Annotated in this window: 1 protein-coding gene; it reads right to left on the reverse strand. The window is 73.1% G+C overall.

All coding sequences use genetic code 11. The annotated features are described in order from the left end of the window. Positions 1-32: 32 nt before the first annotated feature. Positions 33-3,509: tetratricopeptide repeat protein (locus HUW62_RS46255; protein ID WP_176438085.1), on the reverse strand; the 3,477-nt coding region annotated here is incomplete at its 5' end.

Here is a 3,509-nt window from a genome sequence, read left to right on the forward strand (position 1 = left end):
CGTCTCCCACCCCGCCCCCCACGCGAGGGCGCCTACGGCTTCACGAGGAACATCTCACGCGTCTGGATGAGGTCCACGTCGCCGGTGAAGCCGGAGAACTGCTCGTACTGACGCGGAGAGACGCGCGCGCGGGGCAGGCGCAGGGACTCCGTGATTGTGAGCGTGGAGCCCTCCTGCTTCTCCGTGCGGGTGAAGTGGCCGAACGGGTTCTTCACGTCGAGCGCCGGCTGCGGGTCCGGCAGCTTCCAGCCGGAGGGCAGGGACACCGTCACCTGCGTGTTGCTGGCCTCCGTGTTGTCGATGTACAGCGGCGTGCGACGCGAGCTGAGCTGCACGTAGCGCCGGCCGAGCTGCGCGGGGAAGGTGAGGGGCCCCAGCGCCATGCGCCTGTCGCCCTCCAGCCGCCCGAAGCGCGGCACGGTGAACTCGTAGCGCAGCACGAAGGGCGCGCCCACCGCGTCCTCGTGGTCCAGCTTCACGCTGGAGAGCGCCGCGCCGCCGAAGTACCGCGCCACCGCGCCCTGGAGCGCCTGGTTGCGGCTCTCCGCGGAGAGCTGGTTGAAGGCCTCGGCGAGCTGCGCCGCCTCGAACCCCAGGTACGTCTCCTCGCCCTTGCCGCTGAGCTTGCCCTCCGCGTCGAGCGACAGCGTCAGCCGCACCTGCTTGCCCGCGGACTCCTTCACCTGGGGCGTCTTCACCACCTCCAGCTTGCGGCCCGGCTCCGGCAGCAGGTACGCGTCCCGCCCGCCCATGGCGAACTCCGGCAGCTCGCCGAAGGGGCCGAAGCGCACCGACGTGTCCACCCACACCGGCTCTGAGCCCGGCACCTCCACGCGCAGCGCCGCGTACGGCAGCAGGCTGTCGTTGGGGAAGAGGTAGTCGTTGGGGTCCACGTTGAAGGTGCGCACCGCCGCCACGCGCGAGGGGATGCCCAACTCCTCCAGGCCCGCCTTCACCATCGCCAGCCGGCTGCCCCGGTCCTGTGCCACCGTGGACGCCGCGGACTGGCCCAGCCCGTTGTCCCGTCCGGAGAAGCGCTGCATCACCGCCGCGTGCAGCGCCTGCACCGCGTCCAGGCCCTGCTTGCCCTGGGTGGCCTTGCGCGTGAAGTCGACGACTTCCGCCGTGCGCAGCCAGCGGTCCTGGAAGGCGTCGCCGTAGACGCGAATCAGGCCCTCGTTGCCCGTGGCGCCCGCGCCCACCATGACGAAGGGCAGGTACTCGTTGCCAGAGGGAGGGGAGTCCGGCTCGGGGATGAACGGCGGCACGCGGCGCGCCTCGTAGTGGAAGACCTCCTCGTCGCCCTTCACCGTCGGCGCGGGCGCCTTCATCCCGTGCGCGTCCACCTTCATGCCGGAGCCCTTGGGCGCCACCACCGTGTACGTGGTCCACGCGTTGGGCTGGTTCGCGATTTGAAAGTAGAAGGCGGACGCCGTGAAGCCCGGCTGCGCGGGGCCGCGCGGGCTCTCCGCCAGCAGATACTCGACCTCCACGCTGTCGCCCACCTGCACGCCGGGCAGGCTCACCGTGTCCTTGCCCTCGATGTTCTCCGGCTCCAGCACGCGCCCGTCCGCCTTCACCGTGCGCAGCGCCAGCACCTGCGCGCCGCGGGGCACGTTCACCTCCGCGATTTCCTGCACGCCCGACTGCTCCAGCGCCCGCTGGATGGTGTGGATGCGGTTGATGATGCTGCCGTCCGCGTACACGCGCACCGCCGCGGCATCCAGGACGAACACGGCCGAGCCGCCGGTGACCGGCTCCGCGTCAAAGGCGCGCATCGCCTCGCGGCCGTCGATGGCGTGCTCCTGGAGCAGCTCCTTGCCCGTCTTCGCGCGCTCCACCGCGCGGCGCAGCGACAGGTCATCGCCCTCCAGCGCCAGCGCCTTCTCGCGCAGCGCGAGCGCCTCCGCCGTCTGTCCCGCGTACTCGCGCACGTCCGCCATGCGCTTGAGCAGCTCCGCGTTGCGCGGCCACGTCACCGTCAACGCCTGGAGCACCGCCATCGCCTCGTCGTGACGGCGCAGCCCCACGTACAGGGTGGCCAGCGACGTGCCCGCGCTCACGCTGGTGGGGTCGCGGGCGAGCATCTCCGCGTAGGCGCGCGCGGCCGTCTCCAAATCCCCGCGCGTGCGCGCATGGTCTGCCTGTCGCGCCTGGACGCCGGGGCAGTTCCGCTGCGCCGCCACCAGCGAGTCGGAGCGCTCCACCGCGTCGCGCCGCCGCGCCAGGTTGTACTGGAGGCCCAGCGCCTCGCAGAGGTTCGGCTGGATTTGCAGCGCCGCCGCCAGCGACTCCTCCGCCAGCGCGTCCACGTCCAGCGTCAGCGCCGCGCGAGCGCGCATCAGGAACAGCGGGAAGCCGGGGGGCTGCACGGCCTCGCTCGCCGTCTTCAGCGTCTCCAGCGCGGAGGCCGGCTGACCGTCGTCCATGAAGAGGTCCGCGCGCAGGAGCAGCGCGGCCACGTTGCCCGGGTCCTTGGGCAGGAGCGCTTCCAAATCCCGGGTGGCCCGGCCGCGCGCCACCTTGGCGGGCACCGTGCGGTCCGCCGCGGCCACCTCCGCGCGCAGCGACAGGAGCGCGGGCGAGGTGGCCTCGACTTCCGCCATCAGCCGGCGCGCCCCGTCCGCGTCGCGCGACAGCCCGTCACGCGCCGCCAGCACGGTGGCCAAGAGGTCTCCGGCCTCGCCGGCCAGCGCGTCCTTCAGGCTCTGCGTCGTGGGGTACACGCCCGTGGCCTCGGACGTCTTCGGCGCGCTGCCCCACGTCCCAGGGGCCGCGCCCGTGGCGGCGGTGAAGCGCACATTGGAGGGCTTGCCGTCGGCGCGCATCAGCGAGAAGGACAGCACGCCGGAAGTCGCGCCCTTGAGCAGGCGGGCGATGAAGCGGTGCTTGCCCGCGGGCAGCTCCACGGCGCGGGTGGTGATGGTGCTGGTGGCACGCTCCCAGCCCCGGCGCTCCAAAAGCGGCGCGCCGTCCACGAGGACCTGGTGCGTCGCGGCGCTCACCGAGCGCGCCACGTAGCGGGCCGCCTCGGGGACTTCCGCGTCGAAGGCCATGAGGTAGACGTCTCCCTCGCCGGGCTCACCAGCCAGGTCCAGCCGTCCGTCCGGCGCCCACAGCTTGCGCGGCGGCATCGTCCCGAAGGCGCCGGTGAAGGGGCCCGCGAGCGAGCCGCTCTGCTTCGCCGGGAACGCCTCGTCCCAGGACAGGACGTGGAAGGCGGAGAGGGGACCCACGAGCGTCGCCTCGGACACGCCGCCCAGCTCGCGCAGCACCGCGTCGCGCGCCTGGGTGTCTCCGCGCCCCACGGCGATGGACAGCCGCGCGCCGCGCAAGAGGTAGGCCGTCTCTCCGGTGGCGCCCGCGCCGAGCGCCTGCTGCGTGGCCTTCAGGATGGCGTCATCCAGCGGCGGCGCGGTGCCCACGGAGTCCAGCGCGTAGCGCGCGGCGATGAGGGCCAGCGGGTGGGTGGGCGCGCGCGTCACCAGCTCCAGCGCGGCGGTGAGGGC

The organism is Myxococcus sp. AM011 (assembly GCF_013372595.1).
GTDB lineage: Bacteria > Myxococcota > Myxococcia > Myxococcales > Myxococcaceae > Myxococcus > Myxococcus eversor.